General features: G+C 63.0%; 25 protein-coding genes. 10 read left to right on the forward strand and 15 right to left on the reverse strand.

Going from position 1 to position 25067, the window contains the following annotated elements; translation table 11 throughout:
* Nucleotides 1-1170: a non-hydrolyzing UDP-N-acetylglucosamine 2-epimerase gene (gene wecB / locus AC07X4_RS04265; RefSeq protein WP_494739350.1), complete on the reverse strand. Its 1170-nt coding sequence runs from the start codon at nucleotides 1168-1170 to the stop codon at nucleotides 1-3.
* Between the two features lie 286 nt (nucleotides 1171-1456).
* On the opposite strand from wecB, the gene AC07X4_RS04270 reads away from it, so the two are divergent.
* The gene (locus AC07X4_RS04270) at nucleotides 1457-2254 is read left to right on the forward strand and encodes an SDR family NAD(P)-dependent oxidoreductase (RefSeq protein WP_494739351.1); all 798 of its coding nucleotides are present in this window, start codon (nucleotides 1457-1459) and stop codon (nucleotides 2252-2254) included.
* A gap of 75 nt (nucleotides 2255-2329) precedes the next feature.
* Here AC07X4_RS04270 and AC07X4_RS04275 read toward each other — a convergent pair whose 3' ends face one another.
* From AC07X4_RS04275 to AC07X4_RS04290, 4 genes are read right to left on the reverse strand one after another with little or no spacing between them, the layout of a single operon-like run.
* On the reverse strand, nucleotides 2330-3706 hold the full coding sequence (locus AC07X4_RS04275; RefSeq protein ID WP_494739365.1) for an MATE family efflux transporter: 1377 nt from the start codon (nucleotides 3704-3706) through the stop codon (nucleotides 2330-2332).
* Between the two features lie 31 nt (nucleotides 3707-3737).
* Entirely contained in the window at nucleotides 3738-4241 is a 504-nt protein-coding gene (locus tag AC07X4_RS04280) for a MaoC family dehydratase (RefSeq protein ID WP_146870899.1), read from the reverse strand.
* A 32-nt stretch (nucleotides 4242-4273) separates the two neighbouring features.
* A complete protein-coding gene (locus AC07X4_RS04285; protein WP_146870898.1) occupies nucleotides 4274-5536 on the reverse strand; it encodes an MFS transporter in 1263 nt (420 codons plus the stop codon).
* Nucleotides 5526-6005 carry a MarR family winged helix-turn-helix transcriptional regulator gene (locus AC07X4_RS04290; protein WP_436075184.1) on the reverse strand — a complete coding sequence of 160 codons (480 nt, stop codon included), beginning with the start codon at nucleotides 6003-6005 and terminating at the stop codon, nucleotides 5526-5528. The genes AC07X4_RS04285 and AC07X4_RS04290 overlap by 11 nt, the downstream gene beginning before the upstream one ends.
* Before the next feature lie 73 nt (nucleotides 6006-6078).
* Between AC07X4_RS04290 and AC07X4_RS04295 the strand changes: the two genes are divergently transcribed.
* A complete protein-coding gene (locus AC07X4_RS04295; protein WP_099730268.1) occupies nucleotides 6079-6630 on the forward strand; it encodes a PaaI family thioesterase in 552 nt (183 codons plus the stop codon).
* On the forward strand, nucleotides 6627-7040 hold the full coding sequence (gene gloA / locus AC07X4_RS04300) for a lactoylglutathione lyase (RefSeq protein WP_056062770.1): 414 nt from the start codon (nucleotides 6627-6629) through the stop codon (nucleotides 7038-7040). Before AC07X4_RS04295 ends, gloA begins: the two co-directional genes overlap by 4 nt.
* A gap of 114 nt (nucleotides 7041-7154) precedes the next feature.
* Here the strand turns inward: gloA and AC07X4_RS04305 are convergent, their stop codons facing one another.
* Nucleotides 7155-7679 (reverse strand): OmpA family protein, encoded by a 525-nt coding sequence (locus AC07X4_RS04305; RefSeq protein ID WP_494739352.1) that lies wholly within the window; start codon nucleotides 7677-7679, stop codon nucleotides 7155-7157.
* A gap of 107 nt (nucleotides 7680-7786) precedes the next feature.
* Between AC07X4_RS04305 and AC07X4_RS04310 the strand changes: the two genes are divergently transcribed.
* Together AC07X4_RS04310 and AC07X4_RS04315 are read left to right on the forward strand one after the other, a co-directional pair.
* Nucleotides 7787-8380: a gamma-glutamylcyclotransferase gene (locus AC07X4_RS04310; RefSeq protein WP_494739353.1), complete on the forward strand. Its 594-nt coding sequence runs from the start codon at nucleotides 7787-7789 to the stop codon at nucleotides 8378-8380.
* A 99-nt stretch (nucleotides 8381-8479) separates the two neighbouring features.
* Nucleotides 8480-9004, forward strand: a complete 525-nt coding sequence (locus AC07X4_RS04315; RefSeq protein WP_056062780.1) for a superoxide dismutase family protein — start codon at nucleotides 8480-8482, stop codon at nucleotides 9002-9004.
* Between the two features lie 23 nt (nucleotides 9005-9027).
* On the opposite strand, the gene AC07X4_RS04320 is transcribed toward AC07X4_RS04315, so the two are convergent.
* Both AC07X4_RS04320 and AC07X4_RS04325 read right to left on the reverse strand, forming a co-directional pair.
* Nucleotides 9028-9591, reverse strand: coding sequence for a nucleotidyltransferase family protein (locus AC07X4_RS04320; RefSeq protein WP_494739354.1), 564 nt, complete (start codon nucleotides 9589-9591; stop codon nucleotides 9028-9030).
* A gap of 89 nt (nucleotides 9592-9680) precedes the next feature.
* On the reverse strand, nucleotides 9681-10580 hold the full coding sequence (locus AC07X4_RS04325) for a LysR family transcriptional regulator (RefSeq protein ID WP_494739355.1): 900 nt from the start codon (nucleotides 10578-10580) through the stop codon (nucleotides 9681-9683).
* 119 nt (nucleotides 10581-10699) lie between these two features.
* On the opposite strand from AC07X4_RS04325, the gene AC07X4_RS04330 reads away from it, so the two are divergent.
* From AC07X4_RS04330 to AC07X4_RS04340, 3 genes are all read left to right on the forward strand, one after another.
* Nucleotides 10700-11935 carry an alpha-hydroxy acid oxidase gene (locus tag AC07X4_RS04330; protein WP_494739356.1) on the forward strand — a complete coding sequence of 412 codons (1236 nt, stop codon included), beginning with the start codon at nucleotides 10700-10702 and terminating at the stop codon, nucleotides 11933-11935.
* A 362-nt stretch (nucleotides 11936-12297) separates the two neighbouring features.
* Nucleotides 12298-12792 (forward strand): hypothetical protein, encoded by a 495-nt coding sequence (locus AC07X4_RS04335; protein WP_494739357.1) that lies wholly within the window; start codon nucleotides 12298-12300, stop codon nucleotides 12790-12792.
* Between the two features lie 2 nt (nucleotides 12793-12794).
* Nucleotides 12795-13034 (forward strand): hypothetical protein, encoded by a 240-nt coding sequence (locus AC07X4_RS04340; protein ID WP_494739358.1) that lies wholly within the window; start codon nucleotides 12795-12797, stop codon nucleotides 13032-13034.
* A gap of 421 nt (nucleotides 13035-13455) precedes the next feature.
* Here the strand turns inward: AC07X4_RS04340 and AC07X4_RS04345 are convergent, their stop codons facing one another.
* The 4 genes from AC07X4_RS04345 to AC07X4_RS04360 form a co-directional block, all read right to left on the reverse strand.
* Nucleotides 13456-16842 carry an EAL domain-containing protein gene (locus AC07X4_RS04345; protein ID WP_494739359.1) on the reverse strand — a complete coding sequence of 1129 codons (3387 nt, stop codon included), beginning with the start codon at nucleotides 16840-16842 and terminating at the stop codon, nucleotides 13456-13458.
* 390 nt (nucleotides 16843-17232) lie between these two features.
* Nucleotides 17233-19515 (reverse strand): xanthine dehydrogenase family protein molybdopterin-binding subunit, encoded by a 2283-nt coding sequence (locus AC07X4_RS04350; protein WP_494739360.1) that lies wholly within the window; start codon nucleotides 19513-19515, stop codon nucleotides 17233-17235.
* Nucleotides 19516-19530: 15 nt separating this feature from the next.
* Entirely contained in the window at nucleotides 19531-19992 is a 462-nt protein-coding gene (locus AC07X4_RS04355; protein WP_056744839.1) for a (2Fe-2S)-binding protein, read from the reverse strand.
* A 146-nt stretch (nucleotides 19993-20138) separates the two neighbouring features.
* Nucleotides 20139-20711 carry a TetR/AcrR family transcriptional regulator gene (locus AC07X4_RS04360; protein ID WP_260667284.1) on the reverse strand — a complete coding sequence of 191 codons (573 nt, stop codon included), beginning with the start codon at nucleotides 20709-20711 and terminating at the stop codon, nucleotides 20139-20141.
* Between the two features lie 103 nt (nucleotides 20712-20814).
* Between AC07X4_RS04360 and pdxH the strand changes: the two genes are divergently transcribed.
* Nucleotides 20815-21456, forward strand: coding sequence for a pyridoxamine 5'-phosphate oxidase (gene pdxH, locus AC07X4_RS04365; RefSeq protein ID WP_494739361.1), 642 nt, complete (start codon nucleotides 20815-20817; stop codon nucleotides 21454-21456).
* A gap of 41 nt (nucleotides 21457-21497) precedes the next feature.
* Nucleotides 21498-21923, forward strand: a complete 426-nt coding sequence (locus tag AC07X4_RS04370) for a DUF7684 family protein (RefSeq protein ID WP_494739362.1) — start codon at nucleotides 21498-21500, stop codon at nucleotides 21921-21923.
* Between the two features lie 48 nt (nucleotides 21924-21971).
* Here the strand turns inward: AC07X4_RS04370 and AC07X4_RS04375 are convergent, their stop codons facing one another.
* The 3 genes from AC07X4_RS04375 to AC07X4_RS04385 all read right to left on the reverse strand — a co-directional run bounded on the left by AC07X4_RS04375 (nucleotide 21972) and on the right by AC07X4_RS04385 (nucleotide 24944).
* The gene (locus tag AC07X4_RS04375; RefSeq protein ID WP_056062804.1) at nucleotides 21972-22928 is read right to left on the reverse strand and encodes an AEC family transporter; all 957 of its coding nucleotides are present in this window, start codon (nucleotides 22926-22928) and stop codon (nucleotides 21972-21974) included.
* Nucleotides 22929-23077: 149 nt separating this feature from the next.
* Nucleotides 23078-23785 (reverse strand): HAD family hydrolase, encoded by a 708-nt coding sequence (locus AC07X4_RS04380; RefSeq protein ID WP_494739363.1) that lies wholly within the window; start codon nucleotides 23783-23785, stop codon nucleotides 23078-23080.
* Nucleotides 23786-23843: 58 nt separating this feature from the next.
* Nucleotides 23844-24944, reverse strand: a complete 1101-nt coding sequence (locus AC07X4_RS04385; protein ID WP_494739364.1) for an ABC transporter ATP-binding protein — start codon at nucleotides 24942-24944, stop codon at nucleotides 23844-23846.
* Nucleotides 24945-25067 lie beyond the last annotated feature (123 nt).

Below are 25067 nucleotides of genomic sequence, written 5' to 3' on the forward strand. Positions count from 1 at the left end.
TCAGTCCACCGTGCAGAGCCGGTCTGCAATGTGCTGCGCGGTGTGACCATCGCCAAACGGGCTGCTTTCCAGCTGCATGCTGCGGTACGCCCCATCGTCGCGCAGCAGGCGTGCCGCCTCAGTCACCATGCGGCGGATATCTGTGCCAACCAGTACCGCACCACCAGCTTCCACCAGCTCCTGCCGCTCGGTGCTGTCGCGCGCAATCAGCACTGGCCGCCTCAGCGCAGAGGCTTCTTCCTGAATGCCGCCCGAGTCCGTCAGCGTGAAGTAACAGCGTTGCAGCAGGCTGATGAGGGCAGGGTAGTCCATGGGTTCGGTCAGACACACCCGTTGGCGCAGGTCGTCCGGCAATGCGTCGATCATCGGCCTCACCGCCTGACTGACGGCTGGGTTGGGGTGAAGCGGCCAGACCACAACCAGATCGCCATGGGCCGCCAGCAACTGCCCGATGGCAGTGGCGATATTGCGTATGGGGTCGCCCCAGTTCTCTCGGCGGTGGGCGGTCACCAACAGAAGCCGCTGGTTAATTTGCTGATCTAGAAACTCTGCGACCATGGCTGGTACCACTGAAGACAAACCGGACGACAAGACAGAAGGCGCGGACGATGCATTGGTCTGCAGGCGCTCCTGCGTCCAGCGCGCCGCGTCAATCACCGTATTGCCGACGACGGAGATACAGGCGTCTGCTATGCCTTCGCGCAAAAGGTTGTCCCGGGTCCGCGCCGTCGGTGCGAAGTGCCAGTGGGCGAGCCGTGCAATCAGCTCCCGGTTTTTTTCCTCCGGAAACGGCTCGCGCGTGCCTGTGCGCAAACCCGCCTCGATGTGGGCGACCGGCTTGTCGTTGTAGTAGCCGCTCAGCGCTCCGACCAGCGCAGACGTCGTGTCGCCCTGCACCAGCACCACATCGGGCTGGGTCTCGTTCACCAGCCTGTCCACTCCCTCCAGCAACAGCGCCGTGAGGTCGCCCAACCTCGGTGTGCGCCGCTCCAGTGCCAAGCGCAGGTCTGGCCCCATGTCAAAAAATCGGTAAAGCACCTCGGCCACCTCGGCGTGCTGCCCGGTGTGGAGCACCACCACGCGGTGGCCACGCAGCTTTAGCTCGCGATGCAACGGTGCCATCTTGATGATCTCAGGGCGGGTGCCTAAACACGCAAGGTAAGTGGTCATGGGTTCTTTCAACGCAGCGGCGCTCGCGTTTTGGTGGGAGGCGTTGGAACCAGTCCAGACGGACTTTTCGGAAGGAAGACTTGGGAGAACGCCGCCACAGCAGGTGCCCCCAAGGCCGACGCATGGTGCGGTTGGGGGTCGTGGAGTGTCTGTTCGACACCGCACAGAGTGTGTATTTGATAGTTAACATAATATACATCGTATCTAGCACTAACGATGTCATCCCAACGAAGCCCAAATGCGCCGTCGGCCCTGCATCCTGTTCAAGCCGCTACCATCACCGCCCATGAACCTTCCCACCCAAGCACTTTCTACATCGTCCATCCACTTCGGTCATCAGGGCCGCGTCTGCGTCGTCACGGGTGGCGCCCAAGGCATTGGCGAGGCCTGTGTCCGCCGCTTTGCGGCCGAAGGCGCCAAGCCGGTGATCGTCGACGTGGACGATGCGCGTGGCCAGGCGCTGGCACAGGAGCTGGGCGCGTTGTATGTGCGCTGCGATGTGGGCGATAAATCGCAGGTGGATGCACTGGTGGCCCAGACCCTGGCGGCCCATGGGCGCATCGACGTGCTCGTGAACAACGCGGGCATCTTTCGCGCGGCAGACTTTCTGGAGGTAACCGAGGCCGACTTTGACGCGGTGCTGCGGGTCAACCTCAAGGGCTCGTTCCTGGTCGGCCAGGCGGTGGCGCGGGCCATGGTGGTATCGGGAGGCGGTTCGATCGTGAACATGAGCTCGGTCAACGGTGTGCTGACCATTCCCAATATCTCCAGCTACAACGTGAGCAAAGGCGGTGTGAACCAGCTCACGCGGGTGATGGCGCTGGCATTGGCCGACAAGAACATCCGAGTGAACGCGGTGGCGCCGGGCACCATCGCCACCGAGCTGGCCGCCAAGGCCGTGCTGACCAGCGATGAGGCCAAGAACAAGATCATGAGCCGCACGCCCATGAAGCGGCTGGGCGAGCCGTCCGAGATTGCCGATGTGGTGGCCTGGCTGGCCAGCGATGCGGCCAGCTATGTGACCGGCGAGATCGTGACTGTGGACGGTGGGCGCATGACGCTCAACTACACCGTTCCGGTCTGACGCACTTCTGGCCACTCCTGTTTTGATAGCTGCCAGCGCATGATTCACTGGCGCTAGCAGCTGTTTTCATCACTTTCAGGACTGTGGCATGCGCTGCAACAGCCGGGTGGTACTGCGCGGCCAGCCCACCGGACCGAACCAGGCGCCGCCAGCAATCGCCCAGGCGTTGACCAAGCCGTAAAGCACCAGCGCCGCCCCCTGCGCTGCAAACACGGCGGCCAGTCCACCGCCCCAGCGCAGCGCCAGCCAGCCGCCGGTGACGGCCACCGCTAGGCGCACGATGTTGCCGATCACCGGCCAGAGCAGGCGCCCTGCCCCTTGCGAGGCAAAGTACAGCACCAGGCCCAGGCCGAAGAAGCCGTACACGGGGCCGACGGTGCGCAGATACAGCGCACCCGCTTCCAGCATGGCGGGGTCGCTGTTGAACAGGGACAGCCACGCGTTGGGAAAGGCTGCCGCCCACAGGCCAATCGCCTCGGCCATCACAAACGTCATGGCCGCGCCAATCCAGGTGGCGCGCAAGGCGCGCTCGCGCTGGCCAGCGCCGATGCATGTGCCGACCATGGCCACCAGCGGCGCGCCCAGGCCAAACACCAACGGAACCAGCAGGTATTCCAGCCGCGATGCGGTGCCGTAGCCCGCGATGGCCGCTGTGCCAAAACCACCCACCAATGCGGTCGTGACGCCAATCGCCAGATTGGTGGCGACGGTAGACACCGTGCCCACCAGACCCACCCGCAGGATGTCTTTGAACAGCACCCAACGAAACCGGATGTGCGCCAGCGACGGCCGCAGCAGGCTGCGCGGCGACCACAGGTATGCGGCCAGCACTGCGCTGCCGATCAGGTAATACGCCATCAGCGCAATTGCGCCACCGGCAATGCCCAGGCCCGGCATGGGGCCCCAGCCAAAGATGAACAGTGGCGAAAGCGGCACCAGTACAAACGCGCCCAGCACCGTGACGTAGGCTGGCACGGCCATGTTGCCCGTGCCCCGGATCACGGCCGACAGCGTGTTGAACAGCCAGACCAGAAACGCGCCCGCAAACACCCAGTTGGAATAGACCAGTGCCGCATTCAGCGCGCCGCCCGTGCCACCCATGCGGGTGTAGAGCCAGCGCCCTCCTCCCACCACGCCAACGGTAAAGAGCAGCGAAAACACCGCCGCAATGGCCAGCGCATGCAGTACCAGCGCGTCGGCATCGTCCCGCCGCCGTGCGCCCAGGGCGCGTGCAATGGCCGAAGCAATGCCACCTCCCATGGCGCCCGCCGAGGTCATCTGCATCAGCATGACCACCGGAAACACCAGCGCCATGCCCGCCAGCGCATCGGTGCCCAGCTGGCCGACAAAGTAGGTCTCGATCAGCCCGACGCCCGCCTGCGCCAGCATCACCAGCACGTTGGGCGCGGCCAGCCGCAGCAAGGTGGGCGCAATGGGCGCCTCCAGCAGCATGCGGGTGCGCGGGTTCAGGGCCTCGGTCACATCAGGCCCCTGCCCCACCAGCCGCAGGCCGGCGTGGCACCACGATGCGCACGGTAGACAGCTGCAGCACATCGCCGTGCTGATTGCGGGTTTCGCTGCGCACCGTGACCATGCCCCGGTCGGGCTTGGACTTGGAGGGCTGGATCTGCACCACCTCGCTCACCACATGCAGCACATCGGTGGCGCGTGTGGGCCGGGGCCAGCTCAGCTCGCCCCCCGCACCGATGATGCCGCCCGCAATCGGCAGCCCACTGGTCACTTGCAGACGCATGGTCACGGCCGCCGTGTGCCAGCCGCTGGCGGCCAGACCGCCAAACAGCGTCTCGCGCGCAGCAGCGTCGTCCAGGTGAAAGGGCTGCGGGTCGAACTGCGCGGCAAAGGTGGTGATCTGCGCTTCGTCCATGGCGTGTTCGCCGCTTTGGAACTGGTCGCCGACAGACAGGTCGTCCAGGTAAATCGGAGACGTGGGGGCTGTCGAAACGTTGCTGGCGGGGGTCTGCGTCATGTCGATGGCTTTCGTGGAGAGAAGGTGGTTGGTCAGGCCGCCTTGGCGGCGGGGCGCGCCACGCGCGCTTCTCGGATCGGCAGGTTGACCAGCGCTGCGCCCACGGCCAGCACGATGTCGATGTACCAGACCCAGTCGTAGCTGCCGGTGGCCTGGAACACGCTGCCGCCCAGGTAGGCACCCAGAAATCCGCCAATCTGGTGCGACAGCATCACGATGCCGAACAGCATTGCCATGTTGGCCGTGCCAAACATCTTGGCGACCAGTCCGGCCGTGGGTGGTACGGTGGACAAGAAGGTGATGCCCATGACGGCGGCGAAGACCAGCACCACGGCCGGCGTCTTGGGAGCAAACAGGAAAATCAGTACCGCAAGACCTCGCGTGGCGTACAGCAGCGACAGCAGCGACTTCATGCGCCAGCGCCCTACCGCCCAGCCCATGGCCAAGCTGCCCACAATGTTGAACAGCCCGATCACCGCCAGCGACCAGCCCCCTACTTCGGGCGCCAACCCGCACGCTGCGATCACGCCGGGCAAGTGCGTGGCCAGGAACGCCACGTGAAAGCCGCACACCAGAAAGCCTGCCGCCAGATACCGGTAGCTGGGCGTGGCCAGGGCCTGGGCAATGGCCTCGCGCGCGGTCAATGCCTTCTGGCCGGATACCGCAGCAGCCTGTGCCGCCAGGGCGTTGGAGTTGCCCTTGAGCACCCACACCGCCGGCAGCGCCAGCAGCACCAGCACGCCCAGCCACTGCATCGCACTGGCCCAGCCCACGGCGGCGGTCAGGCTGATGGCGATGGGCGCCATCAAAAACTGCCCGAACGAGCCGCCCGCGTTGACGATGCCGCTGGCCAGCCCGCGCTTTTGAACAGGCACCAGCCGGGCAGTGGCCGCCATCAGCACAGACGGCCCAGCCATGCCTGCGCCACCTGCGGCCAACACGCCAATCGCAAAAATCAACCCGGCCGTGGTGGTCATGTACGGCGTGATGAAGGTGCCCAGCGCCACCAGCGCCACACCTATCAGGATCACACGACCCGTGCCGATGCGGTCGGCCACAGCCCCGGCAAACGGCTGGGTCAGCCCCCACCACAGTTGGCCAAACGCAAACGCCAGGCTGATGCTGCCGATGCCCAGGCCCGTGGAGGTGTTGAGTGCGGACAGGAACAGGCCCATGGTCTGGCGCGTGCCCATGGTCAGTGCAAAGGCGCCTGCGGCCGCCAGCAGCACCAGCCACAGGGCCAGCGGTGCGGCGGGCTTGGTGGCCGTAGCCTGCGGGGTGTGGTTATTCGTCATGCGCAGTCTCCTGCACTGGCAGTGCAGCCAGCAGATCGAGCGAGTCGTCCACCAACGCGTGCAAGGCCATCACGCGTTCCACGCCCAGTGCCTCGTTCAGCGCCAGTTGTGCGGCCTTCCAGTGGCGTTGCGCTTCCGCGCGCTTGTCGCGGCCTGCGTCGGTGATGTGCACCAGGCGGCTGCGTGCGTCCGTGCCCGCCCTCAGCGTCACCCAGCCCGCATCCACCAACGGGCGCAGATTGCGGGTCAGCGTGGACGCATCCATCTTCATCTCCATGGCCAGATCACCGGGGCGAATCGGGCCCAGCTTGAGCACATGCGACAGCAGCGAGTACTGCGTGGTCTTGAGTCCACATTTCGCCATTTCGGCGTCGTAGTGGTTGGCCACGCGGCGCATCAGCTGGCGCAGCTTGAAGTTGGTGCAGCCCTGCGGCAGCACAGGGGCCAGGGTGGATGGGTTGGCTTGCATGGATTTGATTGTATCTGCAATAATTGCATATGCAACTCATGCATTTTAACCCCGCTACCAACCAGGACACCCCATGACACAGCACAACCACCTTGAACACTGGCTGGCACAGGAGCGCGACATCCTGGCCACGCTGGATGCAGGCCCCGGCCCGGGCGTGGCCCGCCGCGAGCAGATCGCCCACCTGAACGGCCTGCAGCAGATGCAGGCCATGCTGCGCGGTGAGCTGCCCTACGCGGCCATTGCCAAGACGCTGGACTTCCTGATCGTCGAAGTGGGCGAAGGTACGGCCATCTTCCAGGGAACACCCCGCGCAGAGCACCTGAACCCCATGGGCACGGTGCATGGCGGCTGGTTTGCCACCTTGCTCGACTCCGCCCTGGGCTGCTCCATCCACACGCGCATGGAACCTGGGCGCGGCTACACCACGGCCGAGCTGGGCATCAACCTGGTCAAGGCCATCACGCCCAAGGTACAGCGCGTGCGCGCCGAGGGCCGGGTGATCCACAGCGGGCGCCAGCTGGCCACGGCCGAGGCGCGCCTGGTGGGGCCGGACGGCACGCTGTATGCCCACGCCACCACCACCTGCCTGGTTTTCGATCTGCCTGCACAATCGAAGGGATGAAATTCCTCCACACGATGCTGCGCGTTGGCAACCTTCAACGCTCGATTGATTTCTACACCCAGGTGCTGGGCATGCAACTGCTGCGCCAGTCCGAGAACCCCGAGTACAAATACTCGCTGGCCTTTCTGGGCTTCGAGGGCGGCAACCCCGGCCAGGCCGAGATCGAGTTGACCTACAACTGGGGCGTGGAAAGCTACGACATGGGCACGGCCTACGGCCACATCGCGTTGGGCGTGCCCGATGCGTATGCCGCGTGCGAAAAGATCAAGGCCTCGGGCGGCAACGTGACGCGCGAAGCGGGTCCGGTCAAGGGCGGCACCACGGTGATCGCGTTTGTGACCGATCCCGATGGCTACAAGATCGAGTTGATCCAGCGCGCCGAAGGCGCAGGCGGCCAGGGTCTGCGGTAATATTCACTATCAAATAGATAGCTGCTAGAGCATATTCCACTAGCGCATGCGGCCATTTGGCCCCAAAAAGAAAACCCGGCAGCGCCGGGTTTTTTTTGGAGAAGCAGGCGGCGCTTACAGGGCGCCCAGCGTCACTTCCACGCGGCGGGCTTCGGCGTTGCTGCCGGTCGCGGTGGTTTCTTCTGGCTTCTTCAGCTCCACCTTGTCTTCGGCCACGCCCAGGGCCTTGAGCGCTTCGGCCACGGCCACTGCGCGCTGCTTGGCCAGTTCTGCATTCAGTGCAGCGTCGCCCGTGGCATCGTGGAAGCCGGAAATGACGGCCTTCTTGCCCTCAGCCACACCCTTGACCACGTCGGCCAGGGCTTCGTTGGCACCTGCGGCCAGTTCGGCCTTGGCGGTGGCAAAGTAGAACTTCACCACGCCGTTTTCCACGCGCACGCTGGCAATATCTTCTTCCACGGCTACGGCGGGTGCTGCGGGCGTGTTGCTGGTTGCAACGGCGGCAGGCCGGACCGGTGCTTTGGCGCCCAGACGCTTGACCACCACGGTGCCCACCACTACGGAGATCACCAACGCAATCAGTGCAAACAGAAAACCGAGGGCAAAACGTTGTTGGCTATCGTCGTCAGAGCTGGACATGGAAGATCCCTGTAGTGATGAATAAAGTGGTTGGACGGCCAATGCAGGCGTTGCGAAAACAAGGCCCCGGCCGCTTGCAGCAAAGCTTTCGATTGTAGAGTGAAGGCATGACGAATCTGCCCGCCCCACTGCGAGACCCGGCGCCTATGCTGGAGCGTGCCCTCCAGGAATGGGGTGGCCATCAGGACCTGTGGATTTTTGGCTATGGGTCGCTCATCTGGCGGCCGGATTTTGACTACGCCGAGCGCCGCCCGGCCAAGGTCCACGGCTGGCACCGGGCGCTCAAGATGTGGAGCCGTATCAACCGCGGCACGCCCGAGTGCCCGGGGCTGGTGTTCGGCATGCTGTCGGGCGGAAGCTGCCGGGGCATGGTGTTCCGCGTGGACAAGGTGCATGCGCGGCAGGTGATGATCAACCTGTGGCAGCGCGAGATGGTCACCGCTGTCTACGACCCGCGCTGGCTGGTGTGTCACACGCCCCATGGCCCGGTGCGGGCGCTGGCCTTTACCCTGTCGCGCAAAAGTCCCAACCACACGGGAGAGCTGCCAGACCGCGAATACTGCCGCATTTTCGAGCAGGCCTGTGGACGCTACGGCACCACCCGCGACTACGCCCAGGCCACCTACGACGAGTTGCGCAAGCACGGCATCCACGACAGGGCTTTGGCTCGGTTGATCGCGTTGGCCCAAAAAGAGGCATAGTGCACATTTTTCTGGACTCTCGCGTGGTGGCTTGCGAGACTGCGCCTTTGTATCGGGTTCAATCCCGCGTTCATTCATTCGCACCGAGGAGTTTGAGTCATGAAGATTCGTTTTGCTTTTGCCCTGTCTTCCCTGGCTGTTGTGGCGCTGGCGGGCTGTGCCTCCCACCTGTCTGGCAACCGCGCTACCGCCAAGCTGGAGCCCACCCGGGGCAACACAGCCACTGGTACTGTGACGTTTGTACAGACCGGCGATGGTGTGCAGGTGTCGGGTGAAATTCGTGGACTCAAACCTGACGCAGAACACGGCTTTCATGTGCATGAAAAGGGCGACTGCTCGAGCGGCGACGGCATGAGCACCGGCGGACATTTCAACCCCACGGCCAAACCGCACGGATCCCACGGCGCGGGAGAACACCACACCGGTGATCTGCCCAGCCTCAAGGCCGACAAATACGGCGTCGCCGCATTCAGCTTTGTGTCGCGGTCCATCAGCGTGGGCGGCCCCACCACCGACATCGTCGGCAAGGGCTTGATCGTTCACCGCGACCCCGACGACTACAAGACCCAACCCACCGGTAACGCAGGACCACGCCTGGCTTGCGCGGTGATTGCTTCCAAATAAAGCGGAAGCGGCCTTCGCCGCTGCTACCCGCGCGCCGCCAGCAACTGCGCGGCGCGCTCCAGGTCTTGCACGGTGTCTATGTCGGTCACCGTGCCTTCGTCATCCACCTCCACCTGCCGTACCCTGCCCTGCTGCGCCTGCGCGCGCACCACGCTGGCGGCGCCCTGCTCGCCGGTCAGCGCCAACAGGCTGGACAAGCATGCGGCCGAAAACCCAACTGGGTGACCGCGCTCGCCCTGGTACACCGGCATGACCACGGCGCAGTCCGGGTCCGCCAGCGCAGCGGCGATGGTGCGCAAGGTGTCGGGACGGATCAGCGGCAAATCCCCCGGCAACACCAGCCAACCGGGCGCCTGTGCCGTGGCGCGCACGGCTGCGGCGATCGAATCCCCCATGCCTGGGTGGCCTGCATCTTCCAGGTGCCAGGGCAGGCCGCTGGCGCGCACGGCATCGAGGGTGTGTTCCAGCACGGTCTTTGCTCCCAGGGGCGCGCGCAGCTTGTGCACTGCACCGCCGGATTCGGCAAATCGCGCCCCCCGGCCTGAAGCCAGCACCAGAACGACGGGGAGGGAGGGCAGTTGGAGCATGGGGTTGCGCTTGAACAGGTTCCAGTAGCCGCGGGTTGCGGTGTGCAGTCGGCGCGATTCTAGGGCCGCTATAGGCTCGCATCAGACCACTAGAACGCGCCACTCGCCACCGTGAAATCCGCATGCTGCGCTGCCAGCTCGTGCAGCATGCTCACCAGCGGCCGCAGGTCATCACGCCGACTGTGCAACGCATAGCCGAGCGACCCCAGCGGCACGGGACTTTGCAACACCTGCAACACCTTCCTGGCGTGCAGGGCTTGCGCCCAGCCCTCGGGCAGCAGGCCAATGCCGCTGCCCTGTGCCAGCAAGCCCACGATGGCGCCCCAGTGGTTGCACACCAATCTGCGCGCGGGGCGTGCATAGGCCTGCCGAAGCCAGTCGTCGATGAGGTGGGTCACCCCCGAGCCTTGCGGCAGCGTTACCAGCGGTTGCGACTGCATCGCATCGGCATCCATCTGGCGCAGGCCGTGCGCCACGCCAGGGCCAGCGCACCAGGCAAAGCGCGCATGCGCCAGCGGCACCGAGGTCAGCGCGCTGCGGCTGGCAGGGCCGGCGATCACGGCCACATCCAGCTCGCCTTTGTCCAACCGCTCTGCCAGGGCTGCGCCCACATCCACGTGCACCGACACCTCTAGTGCCGGGTGCACCGCCGCCAGGGCTTCCACCAGGCGCGGCAGCCAGGTGATCGCCGTCAGCTCGCCCACCCCCAGGCGGCAGGGGCCGCGCAGGCCGATGGTGCTACCCATGTCCTGCTGCAAACGGTCTGCTTGCTGCAGCAATGCGCCCGCCAGGGGCAGCAGTCGCGTGCCCGCCTCCGTCAACGCCGCGCGGTGCCCGGCGCGGTCAAAGAGCACCTGGCCCAGCGATGCCTCCAGTTCGGCGATCCGCTTGGACAGGGAGGACACCGACAGGTGCATCCGCTCCGCAGCCATGGCAAAGCTGCTGCAGGTGGCGGCCCAGTAGAAGGCTTCGAGCTGCTTAAGGGTCATGTCGTGAATGTATTTTCAATTTGGCGAACAAATCATTAGCAATAAATTCGCTTTCTTGATTATTACGGTTTCAGGACACTGCTTTCCAGCCCCCGTTTACCGTTGTCTGGAACCACGCCATGTCCACCCCCTCCACTGCGCCCCAAAAGCCTGCCACCAATGCCTGGAGCGCCTTCAACGGATCGCGCCGCAGTGGCCGCACGGCCCATCTGCTGTCGCTCGACGACTTTGAAGCCGCTGCCCGCCGCGTGCTACCCCGCCCTATCTTTGGCTACGTCGCCGGGGCGGCGGAAGACAACCTGGCCCTGGACGACAACCGCCAGGCGTTCCGAGAGATCGCCCTTGTTCCCCGCGTGCTCCGCAACGTGGCCCAACGCGACCAGGGCGTGACGCTGTTCGGCCAGCGCTACGCCAGCCCCTTTGGCATCGCGCCCATGGGTATCGCGGCGCTATCGGCCTACCGGGGCGACATCGTGCTCGCCGGTGCGGCGGCAGCGGCGGGCATCCCGGCTGTGCAAAGCGGCAGCTCGCTCATCCGGCTGGAAGAAGTGATGGCCGCCGCCCCCGGCACCTGGTTCCAGGCCTACCTGCCCGGCACCCCCGAACGCATCGATGCCTTGCTGTGGCGCGTGATCGCGGCCGGTGTGCAGACGCTGGTAGTGACGGTGGACATCCCCGTGGCGGGCAACCGCGAGAACAACATCCGCGCGGGCTTCTCCACCCCGCTGCGCCCCAGCCTTCGCCTGGCGTGGGACGGCATGGTGCGCCCGCGCTGGCTGGCAGGCACACTGCTGCGCACGCTGGCACACCACGGCATGCCGCATTTTGAAAACTCGTTTGCCGAGCGCGGCGCGCCCATCCTGTCCTCACGTGTACAGCGCGACTTTGCCGCGCGTGACCACTTTGACTGGAGCCACATCGCTCACATCCGCCGCCAGTGGCACGGCCCGCTGGTCGTCAAGGGCATCCTCAGCCCGCAGGATGCCGCCCTCGCCCGCCAGCACGGGGTGGACGGCATCATCGTCAGCAACCACGGCGGTCGCCAGCTCGATGGCGCCGTGGCCCCGCTGCGCGTGCTGCCCGCCATTGCCGAGCAGGCTGGCAGCGGCATGACAGTGATGTTGGACGGCGGCATCCGCCGTGGCACCGACGTGATCAAGGCCCTGGCGCTGGGCGCGCAGGCAGTGTTTGTGGGGCGGCCCTTCAACTACGCCGCAGCAGTGGACGGCGAGGCAGGCGTTACAGCGGCCATCGATCTATTGCGCGCCGAGGTGGACCGCAATCTGGCTATGCTGGGCGCCACCACCTGTGCAGGGCTGGGGCCAGAGCATCTCATGGACCGGCGGACACGCTGAGGGAGGGACGGCGGCGCACGCTTCTCGGAGGCTCTCCAGGGCGCAAGGTGCAATCAGCGTAGTTTGAAATGAAGTGATGGCCGCGCCGCCAACAATCCCCTGTCGATCACTTCAATATTGATAGCATTCAGCACTTATCGGAAAAGCACTAGCAGCACCTTTCATTCAATAGGGTTGGTCTGCCGCGCCACGGACGGCCTCAGGCTGATTTCGAACTTTCACTCGACCACCATTGGCAGGCAGTTTTTGACCCGAACAGTCCCGTTTGCCGCGCACTATGGAACTGCCATGGGTGGCCCTTCAGTTAAAGTCCTCGCCCCGCGGGTGATTTTTGGCCGCGTCGTGCACCCCAGTGACTGGGTTTGAAAACAAAATCTGCGACTTTGGGTGGCACGCCGGCTGATGTGGCCGTGCAAACCGCAACTTGCGGAGATAGAAAAAATATGCTGCTAACCGATATAGCCGTCGAGCACACTTTGGTGTCCAAAAAAGATGGCGTTCGTCAGACTTTCTTGCTGCATCCTTTTACCGATACACAGCGCGATTCACTGGGCAAATTCGAGCTCGTTCGCGACGTCAGCCAGCCCGGACTCAAAGACGTGAAACGCTCCACCTTCGTATCGTTTCACCAATTGGCGGAGCTGTATGCAAAAGGCCTGCTCGAAGAATTCGGGTTTTCCGTTCGCATGTGTCCGGGTAAAGGCACCTACCCTGCCAAGCTTCCAGTCAAAAAGATACTGCCCACCAGCATCAAGCCAGGCTCTTCGTTCGATCTGGCGGTGCAAAAGGTGGATATTTCCAAACCGGCCACGCGCGAATTGAGAACGGCCTTGCTTCGCGCCAACGCCCAAATTTAAGCGTGACAGCGCTGATCGATACAGGAGCCGATGTGAATACAACCATTGCGCATGCTGAACTGATTGCCACATTCAAGCGGGCCGAGGCAGATGCCGCTCACAAGTTCGGACTGATCCAAGCGGCTGCGAATAAGGGCCCCAAGGCAATACAAGCCGCAACCGAAACAGCGGCAAAGGCGGCAAAACGCAGGGACTCTTTTGCGAAAAAGCTGGGCGATCTGGGGGTGGACCTAAAGTATTGAACGCCGCCAAGCCCATGGCACAACACCCACCATTGGCGACCGTGTAAAACGGGCGATGACCGTCAAAATAATCTCCGCAATCTAACAATCAGAATCGGCCACAGGTCCTGCCCCGATTTGCATGCTTTCCAAGCACGGCAATTGAAGCGCCTTCATTTTCCGGATTACAAAGGTGATGAGAAAGATGGGAAACCGCTATAGGCTGTTTGCAGTCGATCGATAGCGAACCGCCGAGGACTGCAAGAAGACAGCTTCCTGGCTTTGCCAATCCGCAATGAACACACGCCCATAGAAAAAGCGCATCAAAATCACGTCCAGCAGACTTGCATCTGTTGCAAGGGATTCGGCCTGGTTGAGCGTCGAGATGAGGCCTACAGCCCCAAGAAACCAGCGGCCTGCATAGGGATCGAGATAGGGTGCTTCATTGCAGCACCGCTTCCGGCTTGTCGAAGGCAAATTTAAGCGCCCAATCAGCAAAGTTCTCTGCTGGCATTGGCCGTGCCACGAAATAGCCCTGTGCAATATCGCAGCCGAGCGCAGCGAGTTTCTCCCAATCTTGCTGCGTTTCCACGCCTTCCGCCACAACCTTTCGCCCTAACGAATGGGCTAGATCTATAGTTGATTTGACGATGACCGCTGAGTCCCGGGAGACGGACATGCCACGAACAAATGATTGGTCAATCTTGATGTAGTCAACGGGCAGTTGCAGCAAATAGCTGAGCGACGAATAGCCCGTCCCAAAGTCGTCGATATAGAGCGAAATGCCGTCGTCGCGTAGACCCCGCAATACTCGCAGAGCGGACTCAGGATCATCCATCACAGTGCTCTCGGTAATCTCGAACTCCAACCGCCCTCTGGCAACACCCCAACGGTCATGCAACGAGCGCACTCGGTCTAAAAGATCTGCATCGTGCAAGTTTCTCGCAGACAAGTTGACAGCAATCGACAGATTGTTTCCGCACTCCTGCGCATCGCGACAGACACGCATTGCCGCGTCAATGACCCACTCAGTGAGGTTCTTAATAAGGCCCGTGCTTTCCGCAAGCCCGATGAACTGGGATGGTTGAATCAGCCCTCGCTCAGGATGGAGCCAGCGGACGAGTGCCTCAGCACCCAAAAGAGTGCCAGTTGCAAAATCAATCTTGGGTTGCAAATACAGTTTTAACTCGCCGCTATCGACGCCACGACGCAATTCGCCCGCCAAAGTCAGCCGCTCTGGACGATTTTCGACGGTGAGCGGATCGTAAATCACGACCCGCTGCTCTCTCTTCTTCGCTTCGTGCACCGCAAAGTCGACGTGACGCAACAGTTGATCGGCGGAATCGCCGTGAGCAGGATACAAAGCGACTCCCATGCGCGCAGATATGTCCAACAAGATGCCCGCGACGGGAAGGGCTTGCGCAAGGAGTTCGTGTATCCGTGCAACCACCGCCATCGCTGCTTCTTCATCACTTGACGTCAACAGAAGCGCAAATTCGTCGCCTCTGAGTCTTGCTACCAAACCAGCGTCTGCAGCGGCAGCACGCAATCTGTTTCCAAATTCTTGTAATACCTGATCGCCGTGTGCGAAGCCAAGAGCATCATTAATCTCCCGAAGCCGCTCCACGTTCACCTGGATCAAGGCCACCGACTTACCGCTCTTTGTCCTGCGTGTGTTTTCAATCGCGTGCGTCAGGAGTTCGATGAACTGGGTCTGGTTCGCCAAGCCAGTAAGTTCATCGAATCGCGTGCGGCGCAGCATTTCAAGTTCAGCTGCTTTGCGCTTTGCTCTACTTCGCAGGTTGGCTATGCCGAAGGACAGATCATCGGCGGCTTCGGTCAACAGGTTCGTCTCTTCCGTTCCAAAGGCATGCTCTTCGCGGGCGAAGATTGCGAGAGCACCAACGACTTCGCCATCGACAGTCAGAGGACATGCAATGCAGGAGGAGAAGTCCAGGAGAGCGGAGCGGAAAGCCTGATAACCGGACTCAGCTTGCATAGATCCGATGACCTGGGTGCTTCCAGTCTTGATACTGATGGCGATCGCGCCCTGTCCAAACGTCCCCCCATCAGCGGTGACTTTCAGCGATTGAAGAGCCTTCATTCCAGGCGCATATCCACTCTCTGCCATGGGCTGCAGAGAGCGCTCTGAATCGTCCACGCTGTACCAAACCATCGCCACCGGGTACCCACCTGCGTCGACAATGGCTTTGCACATGGATTCGAGCAGGTGCTGCTCATCAGTGGCCCGCAGCATGGCGCTATTGCCCGCACTCAGGGTCTTCCACGCTTTGGTCACCCGCTCAAGGTCATTGACCCTGTGACCCAGCTCTTCGTTCAGACTCTGAATCCTCTCCTCGGCGGTTTTGCGATGCGTGATGTCTGAGCCCAAGACGTAGTACCCCACAACGCTGCCCGAGGCCCCCCACTTGGGCACATAGTGGATTGACTGCCAAACCCCAGGAAACGGCTCCCAGTCATACTGCTGAGGCTCTCCGGCCAGGGCCTTTGCAATGATGGGATCTGCAATGCAATAGCGCTTTTCGCCAAGCACTTCTCGAACCGTCTTGCCATCAATGTTTTCGAAATCTGGGGCAAATCGTGCTCTGTACTGCTCGTTGACATAGACGTATCGCCGATCAGAGTTCACGTACGCAATCATGGCGGGTACGCTGCTCATCACGCTCCTCAGATGCTCTTGCGTGTCAACCAATTGAGCAGTTCGCTCTTGAACGTGTTGTTCGAGCAAGGCGTTTTGATCGCGGATCAGCTCTTTGGCCTTTCGCTCTGTCGTAGTGTCACGAAAAACCAGGACCACACCTTGTAGGCCCCCGTCCTCACTTCGGATAGGAGCTGCATTCGCACCAATCGGGCACAGCCCTCCGTTTCTGTGAGCCAGAACAATATCTTCTGTATCTTGGCAGGCCTTATTGGTGAACAGAACTTGCGCCACAAGACCTCGCCCTGTTGCCGGACCCGACAGACTTTCCACTTTGAATACAACATCAACGAATTGCCCCTCGGCAAGCTCAAAAGCCCACCCGGTGAGTCGTTCTGCCACAGGGTTCATGCGTGTGATCCGCCCCTGCGCATCTGTTACCAAAACAGCATCACCCAGCGAGCGCAGCGTGGTCGATAGCTTCGCTTCACTCTTGGCCAGTGCCCGTTGGTCTGCCTCACTGGCAAGAAGTTGACGTCGTGCCAGCACGAATGTGCTCACAAGCAAGGTTGACAGCAGAAAAGCCATCGCCCATCCAACTTCCGTCAATAAACCCTGGCTCCTGAGTTGATCTGCCGCACGCTCTTCGAGCGACAAATGGGCATCGTCGTCCATCGCTTTAAGTATCGAGACGGTACGCTCGCGCGTTTCGCGCAAGGGAGCCGCGGCGACAAATGCGTTGGCGGCCTCTAAGCCTTCTGTCGCGCGCAATGCACTTACCTGCTTGGCAATCGCGATACGCTGATCTAGAACTGCCCGAAGTTGCTGCCACCGCTCCAACTGTTCGGCGTCACCCACGAGCAGTTCTCTCAAACTTCCCATGGTCTTTTCGCGAGCCTCAATCTGTTTGTCTCTTTCCGCTAAGACATCCTCTCTGCCAGAAATCCTGTAGCTTTGAGTGCTCAATTCAATTTGGAGGGTGTCTTCGTTTAACCGCGAAACTGCATTGACGATTTGTTGGGTTTGTGAAACCAGTTGCACTGCATCACGACTGGCTTGTGTCAGTCGCCAGTTGGCAGCTGTGACCATTGCAACAACAATTAGTGCGGACAGAAATCCCAAAAGGATTTTTCTCTCAAAACTTCGTCTTTGCGCGAGCAACCGTGGCATGCAACACCTTTGTACTGGTTGTTACATTTTGCAGGTTTGATAGCGCTTGTCTATACGCGTGCACCAAAATGCATACAGGTCTCCAATTCCATCGATGCAATCTGACTCCAGTTAGTTAGGCGCATCATGCAGTCCCACTGGTTTGAAGATTGGGATAGGGGCGTTAGAAGACCGCTGATGGCACATTCTGCGAGGTCGAGAGACCAAAACGGCCGACGGCAATGGCTGCGTTGCAGTCATTTCTCTGCCGCTTGAAGGAGGCCGAAAGCTGCGCGCTAAAACACAGCCAGAGCAATGCTATGTCGGACCCCGAACTGAAGCAGATGGATGGGTCATAAAAAAAAGCGCCGGGCTCTCCCAAACCCGGCGCTCTCATTCCAACAAGCTTTATCAAGCCACCTTGAACGGCAGCTCGCGCGGCGTCTTGCCTGTGATCTGCGCGATGGCATTGGCAAACGCCGGTGCCAGCGGCGGCAGGCCCGGTTCGCCCATGCCCTTCGGCGGATCGGCGCTGGGCACGATGTGCACTGTCAGCTGCGGCATGTCGGTGATGCGGGGCACGGCGTAGTCGCCGAAGTTGCTCTGCTCCACCACACCGTCCTTGAGCGTGATGGCTGCACCGGGCAGGCAGGTGCCCAGGCCCATCAGCGCGGCGCCTTGCACCTGGGCTTCCACGCTCTTGGGGTTGACCACCAGGTTGCAATGCACGCCTGCGGTGATGCTGTGCAGCTTGGGCGTTCCGTCTTTGACGGAGGCCTCGACCACATAGGCCACCACCGACTCGAACGATTCGTGCACCGCCACGCCCCAGGCACGGCCTGCGGCCAGCTTCTTCTTGCCGTAGCCCGACTGGGCGACGGCCAGTTGTAGCGCCGCCTTGTGGCGCGGGTGCTTGTCGCCCATCAGGGCCAGGCGGTAGGCCACGGGGTCTTGCTTGGTGGTGCGGGCCACTTCGTCGATCAGTGTCTCCATGGCGTAGGCCGTGTGGGTGGAGCCCACGCTGCGCCACCACAGCACCGGCACGTTCACATCCGGGTGGTGCACCGACAGCTTCATCGGCACGTCGTACGGCTCTTTCATGCCCTCGACGGCCGTGGCGTCAATGCCGTTCTTGATCATGAAGGCCTCGAACGGCGAGCCCTTGGTGATGGACTGGCCGACGATGGTGTGCTCCCACGCCAGGATCTTGCCCTTGGCGTCAAAGCCGATCTCGGCACGGTGCACGTGCATGGGGCGGTAATAGCCGCCCTTGATGTCGTCTTCGCGGCTCCACAGCGTGCGCACGGGCGCGGTGATGCCGGCGGTGTGGGCCGCCTTGGCCACGCCGCAGGCCTCCACCACGTAGTCGCTGGTGGGGATGGCGCGGCGGCCAAAGCCGCCACCGGCCATCTGCGTGTTGACCTTGACGTTCTGCGGCTGCAGGCCCAGTGTCTTGGCGGCGGCCATCGCGTCCAGGCCGGGCATCTGGGTGCCCATCCACAGTTCCGCCTTGTCCCCGTCCAGCTTGACGGTGCAGTTCAGCGGCTCCATGGGCGCGTGCGCCAGGTACGGGAAGACGAACTCGGCACTGATCTTGTGGGGTGCACCCGCCAGCGGCGCCATGTCGGCCTGCATGGCCACATTGCCGGGCTTGGCGGCCAGTTCGCGGTACTGCGCCAGCAGCGCAGTGGTGTCGGGCTTGGTGACCGCGCTGGTGTCCCATTCCACCTTGAGCGCGTCGCGGCCCTGTTTGGCAGGCCAGTAGCCGTCGGCGATGATGGCCACGCCCTCCCCGCCCCGGTCGGTGGGCACGCGCAGCACGGCCTTTACGCCCTTGATGGCTTTGGCGGCGCTGTCGTCCAGCGACTTCACCTTGCCGCCAAACACGGGCGGGCGGGCCACCACGGCCGTCAGCATGCCGGGCAGGCGCACGTCAATGCCGTAGTCTTGCTGGCCGCTTGACTTGGCCTTGGCATCCAGCCGCCCGGTGGGCTTGCCGATCAGGCGGAATTGCTTGGGGTCCTTGAGTACGACCTTTTCAGGCACGGGCTGCTTCATGGCGGCTTCTGCCAGCGCACCGTAGCCCAGCTTCTTGCCACCGGGGCCGACCACAAAGCCGTTGCTGGTGCGCAGGGCCGACGCGTCCACTCCCCACTGGGCAGCAGCGGCCCCGACCAGCATGGCCCGGGTGCGCGCGCCCAGCTCGCGGTACTGCGTGTACGAGTTCTTGATGGAGTTGGAGCCACCGGTGAGGTGCATTCCAAATGCGGGGTCGGCGTAGGCCGGATTGGCGTCGCCGTGCACGCTGCGCACCTTGCTCCAGTCGGCATCCAGCTCCTCGGCCAGGATCATGGGCAGGCCGGTTTGCACGCCCTGGCCAAAGTCCAGCCGGTTGATGGTGACGGTGACGGTGCCATCGGCATCAATGCGCACAAAGGCCGAGGGCTGCTCGTGCGGCTTGAGGCCTGCGGGCGCCGCAGCCGCCGCGCCCTGCGCAGCAGACACCAGCGGAAACACGCCCAGCGCAAAGCCCGAGGCCGCAGACACCTTGAGGAAGGTGCGGCGCGCAACGCCGTCCGATGCATCGATTGCTCCCGAAGTGATAGCGCCTTGCGCTTTATCCACTAGCGCTTGGAGGTGTTTTGGCATGAAATGCTGTGCCTGGCCCTGCAGGGCATGGGGTTCGAAGTGCATGGTGGTCTCCTTCAATCAGGCCAGGGTCTTGGCAGCGTCGTGGATGGCGGCGCGGATGCGCACGTAGGTGCCGCAGCGGCACACATTGCCGGCCATGGCAGCGTCTATGTCGGCGTCGGAGGGCTTCTTCTTGCCCTTGAGCAGCGCGGTGGCGCTCATGATCTGGCCGCTCTGGCAGTAGCCGCACTGGGCCACGTCGTGCTTCACCCAGGCGGCGTGCACTGCCTTGCCCACCTTGTCGTCGGCGGCAATGGCTTCAATGGTGGTGATCTTCTGGCCTGCCGCCGCCGAGATGGGCGTGATGCATGACCGCACCGGCGCGCCGTTCAGGTGCACGGTGCACGCGCCGCACAACGCCTGGCCGCAGCCAAACTTGGTGCCGGTCATGCCCAGCGTGTCGCGCAGGGCCCAGAGGATGGGGGTGGATTCGTCGGCATCCACGGCCGTGTCTTTGCCGTTGATATTGAGGGTGGGCATCGTGGGACTCCTTGGGATGAAGGTCAGCGCTCAAAAGCACAGCGCAATCGGTAGGGCGGCGCGGGCACACATCAAGCCGCTTTGTTGTTTTAAGAGAATAACTATTCGATTAAACCGCAAAATTCGAGTTTCTGCAGCGGCACAATTTACGCCTTGATGGCGTCCCAGCAGAGGCCAAACGCCATTTGGTGCACGGCCTCGTCATCGGGCAGCACCTGGGTGCGGATCAGGTTGCCGGTCTCCCGCACCGATCCCACCAGGCTGGCCGTGAGCAGCGGAATGGGCACGGCCTTGAGGATCTCCTGCTGCTGGCCTTCTTCCATCAGCGCAAAAAAGCCCGCCATCAGCCGGGTCGAAAATTCGCGGTTGCCCTGGGTGAACCAGGGCGAGTTGTAGTACTGCTCCTGGAACACCACCTCGGCGTATTGGTCCAGCCGATGGCGCAGCAGATTACCCCAGGCGCGGCGCACCCGTGCGCGGTAGGGCATGCCAGGTTCTATCCCGTCCATGATGCGCGCGGCCGTGACGGTCTTGGCATCCTGGTACAGCTGGCTGATCAGTTCGTCCTTGGACGGGTAGTACACGTACAGCGTGCTCGTGGCCACACCCGCTGCCCGGGCAATGTCGGCCAGGGTCAGGCCGCTCAGGCCACGCTGGGCCACCAGGTCAAAGGTGGCCTGGGCAATGGCGCGCTGTTTCTCGTCGTCTTTGGGTTTCATCGGAACCAGGAATATAAACGAACATAGATTCGACCACTATCAAAACCCACTGCACATGCCCTGGCGCAAAGCGACATCGTACGGGGGATGCACAATCGTGGCCATGACCACGAACTCCATCGCCGACCTCCGCAAGAGCTACGAGCGCGCCGAACTCAACGAAGACGCCTCGCATGCAGCCCCCCTGCAGCAGTTTGACCAGTGGCTCAAAGAGGCCATCAGCGCCGAAGTGCCCGAGCCCAACGCCATGACCCTGGCCACAGTGGGCAGCGACCTGCGTCCCAGCACACGCATCGTGCTCATCAAGGGCTATGACGAACGCGGCATCGTCTGGTTTACCAACTACGACAGCCGCAAGGGCCGCCAGATTGCCGGTAACCCCTATGCCGCGCTGCAGTTCCACTGGGTGGAGTTGGAGCGTGTGGTGCGCATCGAAGGCGTGGTGGAGAAGGTCAGCGACGAGGAAAGCGACGAATACTTCCACAGCCGCCCGCTCGACTCCCGCATCGGCGCCTGGGCCAGTCCGCAAAGCCAGGTCATTTCAGGCCGGGGTGTGCTGGTGGCCAACGCGGCCAAGTACGGTGCGCAATTCATGCTGAAACCGCCCCGCCCGCCGCACTGGGGCGGCTACCGCCTCAAGCCCGACCAGTGGGAGTTCTGGCAGGGGCGCAAGAGCCGTCTGCATGATCGGTTGCGCTACCGCCTCGATGGCAGCGACTGGGTGCGGGAGCGGCTGGCGCCCTGAGTCGCGGCCGCAGTATGCAAGCCTCAGCGATAAGCCACCAAGTGGATTCCATATCCGAAGTCGTTTACCTCTGTCTCAACCCGGAGTCTGAGCTGCCCAAGCTTTCTCTGGGGAGCTTTCGCGCCCTCGTCATGATCGAGTCGGAAGTGTCGGCGCTCTGGCAGAACACTGTGAGCGACTGGCTGGTACGTTCCGGATGTCTACAAATGATGGCCTGGGGTCTTGGCTGCAGTTCCTGGGACGACTCGGTGGACTGGGCCAACATCAGCCAGTTTGCTCATGGAGATATACCGGACGAGAGCTTTGTCCTGACCTCTTGGCATGAGGATCAGTCGCTGCAAGAGGTCATGCATTTCTGCAAACACTTCGCAGACCATCCGTTCGCAGAGCTACGCTCAACGCTGCTTTTGCATATCATGTATGAGCCGCGCGAAGAAGGAATTTACAGCTTGTACAGCAATGCCTAGCCGATCAGGCAGGCTGCTAAACGGCAGACATGCGCACCGCTGCGGATGTCACCCCACCACCCAGCGCGTGACCGCCAAAATCACCACCGGCATGGTCACCAACCCCATGGCGGTGGACACCGCCACGCTGGCCGTCACCTCTTCCTCTGCCACGCGGTAGCGCTGCGAGAACAAAAACACGTTGGCCCCGACGGGCAGCGATGCCGCGACGATCATCACGGCCAGCGGCATGCCCGACAGGCCAAGCGCCCACCCCATGCTGGCCAGCACCAGCGGGTGCACCACACATTTCACCAGCGCAATGCGCAGCGCGGCCTTGAACTGGTGGCCGACCTTGGTGAATGCCAGCGTCACCCCCACCAGCAGCAGCGCAATCGGCCCCAGCGCCTGGCCCAGCAGTTGCAGGGGCTTGCCCACCACCTCGGGCACCACCAGCCCGGTCTGCGCAAACAGCAAACCAGCAATGATGGGCAGCGGCACAGGGTGCACGATGCCGTTGCGGATGGCCTGCAGCACGGTGCGCCACATGGGCTGCTGCACCCCGCCCGGGCGCCCGGCATGTTCGCGCGCGGCCGCCAGCTCGAACACCACCGTGGCCGCAGTCAGCAGGATGAGCGAATGCACCGAGATCAGGGTGAACAGCGTGACCAGCCCCGCATCGCCAAACACCAGGCCCACCAGCGGCACGCCGATCATCAGCGTGTTGCTGAAGGTGTTGGCCAGCGCCCGGGCGGCGCCCAGCGTGTTGAAGCCCTGCACCGCCAGCGTGGCCGCGTAGACCACGCCAAACGCCACAAAGTAGATGCCCACGGGGCCGAAGTTGAGGTCTTCGATGTGCACCGTGCTCATGGTGCGGAACAGCAGCGCGGGCGTGAGCACCATGAACACCAGGTTGGCCAGGTCCTTGACGGATTCGGCACGAATCCAGCCACGCCGCCCCACATAAAAGCCAATGGCGATGAACAGGATGACGGGGATCAGCGAGGTGAAGACAGGAGAGTTCACGGAGAAAAGCGCGCCAGGTCGGCAAAGGTGGGCGCCGATTGTCTCCCATGATCCCTGCCGATTCGGTGTGCTACGCCCACCGCACACCCACGTTTTGCTACATATTCAATAGCTATTAGCGCATATTCCACTAGCGCTTGACGCAGATTTCATTCAATTCCCCGGCCTGGGCCCGCTGGGGGCGTATCTGCCGCGGCACGCAGCGCGTCCGCCGACAGCAGAGCCAGCAGCCCTTGCAGCCCGTCCACCCGGTGGTCGGCCAGGGGCCAGGGCTCGACACCTGGCCGCACCGTCTGGACGGTGGTGGCCCCCAGCGCATGCCCGGCCGCCAGTTCGGACAGGGGGTTGTCGCCCACCACCAGCATCTGGCGAGGCGTACAACCCTCGCGGACCAAGATCTGCTCAAAGATGGCTTGCTTGCCATGCGCGGCGCCGGTGGGTGGTGCGTCAATCGCGTCAATGAGCACCTGTTCGAACCAAGGGCGGATTCCCAGCGCATCGATCTTGCTGTCCTGCAGGCGCCGAAAGCCGCTGGTGACCAGATAGCGCCGCAGCGGGATGCGGGGCAGCAGTTCGATGTCGGCATAGCCTCGCAACGGCGTCTTCACCTCCATCTGGCTGAACTGCTGCCACCCCGCAGCGCGCATGGCGGGCGTGAAATGGTGGCGCTGTGCGACCAGGTCGAACGCGGTGAACCAGCAGGCCTGCAGCGCTTGCGCAAGGGCTTCAGGGCTCAGTGCGCCCTGGTTGGCTTGCCGCACAGCCTCGAAAGCGGGCTCGAACAAGGGCACCACCGCCCGGGCATCCATCAGGCAGTTGTCCAGATCAAAAACAGCAACGGTGTAGTCCAAGGGCATCGCTCATAAAAAAGTATCGCTGAACGGCGTGGCCCGTGCCGGGCAAACGCCGCCCGCCTCATCCGGCCACGACGGACACCCCGTGGTCTGCCAGCGTCAGGCTGACCGGGGCACCCACATCCAGCGGCAACTCCACCAGGGGCGACACCACAAAAATGGCGCCCAGGGCACTGGCAAAGGTGTATTCCATGACGCTGCCCAGATAGGTGCAGCGGGTGACCCGCGCGGCCAGGCCCGCCGATGTGGCCGGGCCGATCACCCAGGCCTCAGGCCGCACGGCGATCTTGACCGGGCCTGCGGACAGTGCGGCGGGTGACGGCACACGCAGCGGGCCCAGCTGCGCATACCCGGTGGCTGCATTGCTGCCCGGGCTGGGCGCGTGGTTCTGGGCCGCGAACAGCATGGCCTCGCCCATGAAGCCGGCCACAAACTCGGAGGTCGGTTGCTCGTACAGCGCGCTGGGCGCGCCGCGCTGGGCGATGGCGCCACGGTCCATCACCACGATCTGGTCGCTGACGGCCAGGGCCTCGGACTGGTCGTGGGTGACATAGGCCACGGTGAGCTTCAGGCGCTGTTGCAGGGCACGGATTTCCTCGCGCATGGAACGGCGCAGGCGGGCGTCCAGGTTGGACAGGGGTTCGTCAAACAGCAGCACGGCGGGCTCCAGCGCCAGCGCGCGGGCCAGGGCCACACGCTGCTGCTGCCCGCCCGACAACTCGTGCGGCATGCGCTGGTCCAGACCGTGCAGGCCCACGGTGTCGAGCATGGCACGCGCCTTGTCGCGCACCTGCTGTTTGCCCAGGCCCGACAAATGCAGGCCGTAGACCACGTTGTCGATGACATTCATGTGCGGAAACAGTGCGTAGTTCTGGAACACCAGGCTCACGTTGCGCTGCGCCGGACCGAGGGGGGTCACGTCCTGTCCGTCGATGAAGATGCGTCCCGATGTGGGAGATTCGAGCCCGGCAATCAGGCGCAGCGTGGTCGTCTTGCCGCAGCCCGACGGCCCGAGGATGGTGGTCAGCGTGCCGCGTGGCACGCTGAAGCTGATGTGGTCCACCACCAGCGGGGCGCCGGGCGACGAGCCGTACCGCTTGCTGACATCACGGAACTCGATGCCATGCGCTGCAGGTGTCTCGGAGGGGGCCGTCACGGGCATCTCATTCTTCCCAGGCCACGACGGCATCCACACCGATGACCTGCCCCGCGTCCATGCGGTTGAACAGCGTGACCTGGGCGCCCATCGCCTCGGCAATCTGCCGGCAGATGGACAACCCCAGCC

The sequence above is a fragment of the Acidovorax sp. GW460-11-11-14-LB4 genome (assembly GCF_059423685.1).

Bases quoted from the DNA above. Each gene is read 5' to 3' on its own strand.
- wecB (WP_494739350.1), bottom strand. From the start codon at position 1,170: ATGACCACTTACCTTGCGTGTTTAGGCACCCGCCCTGAGATCATCAAG.
- AC07X4_RS04270 (WP_494739351.1), top strand. From the start codon at position 1,457: ATGAACCTTCCCACCCAAGCACTTTCTACATCGTCCATCCACTTCGGT.
- AC07X4_RS04275 (WP_494739365.1), bottom strand. From the start codon at position 3,706: ATGCTGCTGGAGGCGCCCATTGCGCCCACCTTGCTGCGGCTGGCCGCG.
- AC07X4_RS04280 (WP_146870899.1), bottom strand. From the start codon at position 4,241: ATGACGCAGACCCCCGCCAGCAACGTTTCGACAGCCCCCACGTCTCCG.
- AC07X4_RS04285 (WP_146870898.1), bottom strand. From the start codon at position 5,536: ATGACGAATAACCACACCCCGCAGGCTACGGCCACCAAGCCCGCCGCA.
- AC07X4_RS04290 (WP_436075184.1), bottom strand. From the start codon at position 6,005: ATGCAAGCCAACCCATCCACCCTGGCCCCTGTGCTGCCGCAGGGCTGC.
- AC07X4_RS04295 (WP_099730268.1), top strand. From the start codon at position 6,079: ATGACACAGCACAACCACCTTGAACACTGGCTGGCACAGGAGCGCGAC.
- gloA (WP_056062770.1), top strand. From the start codon at position 6,627: ATGAAATTCCTCCACACGATGCTGCGCGTTGGCAACCTTCAACGCTCG.
- AC07X4_RS04305 (WP_494739352.1), bottom strand. From the start codon at position 7,679: ATGTCCAGCTCTGACGACGATAGCCAACAACGTTTTGCCCTCGGTTTT.
- AC07X4_RS04310 (WP_494739353.1), top strand. From the start codon at position 7,787: ATGACGAATCTGCCCGCCCCACTGCGAGACCCGGCGCCTATGCTGGAG.
- AC07X4_RS04315 (WP_056062780.1), top strand. From the start codon at position 8,480: ATGAAGATTCGTTTTGCTTTTGCCCTGTCTTCCCTGGCTGTTGTGGCG.
- AC07X4_RS04320 (WP_494739354.1), bottom strand. From the start codon at position 9,591: ATGCTCCAACTGCCCTCCCTCCCCGTCGTTCTGGTGCTGGCTTCAGGC.
- AC07X4_RS04325 (WP_494739355.1), bottom strand. From the start codon at position 10,580: ATGACCCTTAAGCAGCTCGAAGCCTTCTACTGGGCCGCCACCTGCAGC.
- AC07X4_RS04330 (WP_494739356.1), top strand. From the start codon at position 10,700: ATGTCCACCCCCTCCACTGCGCCCCAAAAGCCTGCCACCAATGCCTGG.
- AC07X4_RS04345 (WP_494739359.1), bottom strand. From the start codon at position 16,842: ATGCCACGGTTGCTCGCGCAAAGACGAAGTTTTGAGAGAAAAATCCTT.
- AC07X4_RS04350 (WP_494739360.1), bottom strand. From the start codon at position 19,515: ATGCACTTCGAACCCCATGCCCTGCAGGGCCAGGCACAGCATTTCATG.
- AC07X4_RS04355 (WP_056744839.1), bottom strand. From the start codon at position 19,992: ATGCCCACCCTCAATATCAACGGCAAAGACACGGCCGTGGATGCCGAC.
- AC07X4_RS04360 (WP_260667284.1), bottom strand. From the start codon at position 20,711: ATGAAACCCAAAGACGACGAGAAACAGCGCGCCATTGCCCAGGCCACC.
- pdxH (WP_494739361.1), top strand. From the start codon at position 20,815: ATGACCACGAACTCCATCGCCGACCTCCGCAAGAGCTACGAGCGCGCC.
- AC07X4_RS04380 (WP_494739363.1), bottom strand. From the start codon at position 23,785: ATGCCCTTGGACTACACCGTTGCTGTTTTTGATCTGGACAACTGCCTG.
- AC07X4_RS04385 (WP_494739364.1), bottom strand. From the start codon at position 24,944: ATGCCCGTGACGGCCCCCTCCGAGACACCTGCAGCGCATGGCATCGAG.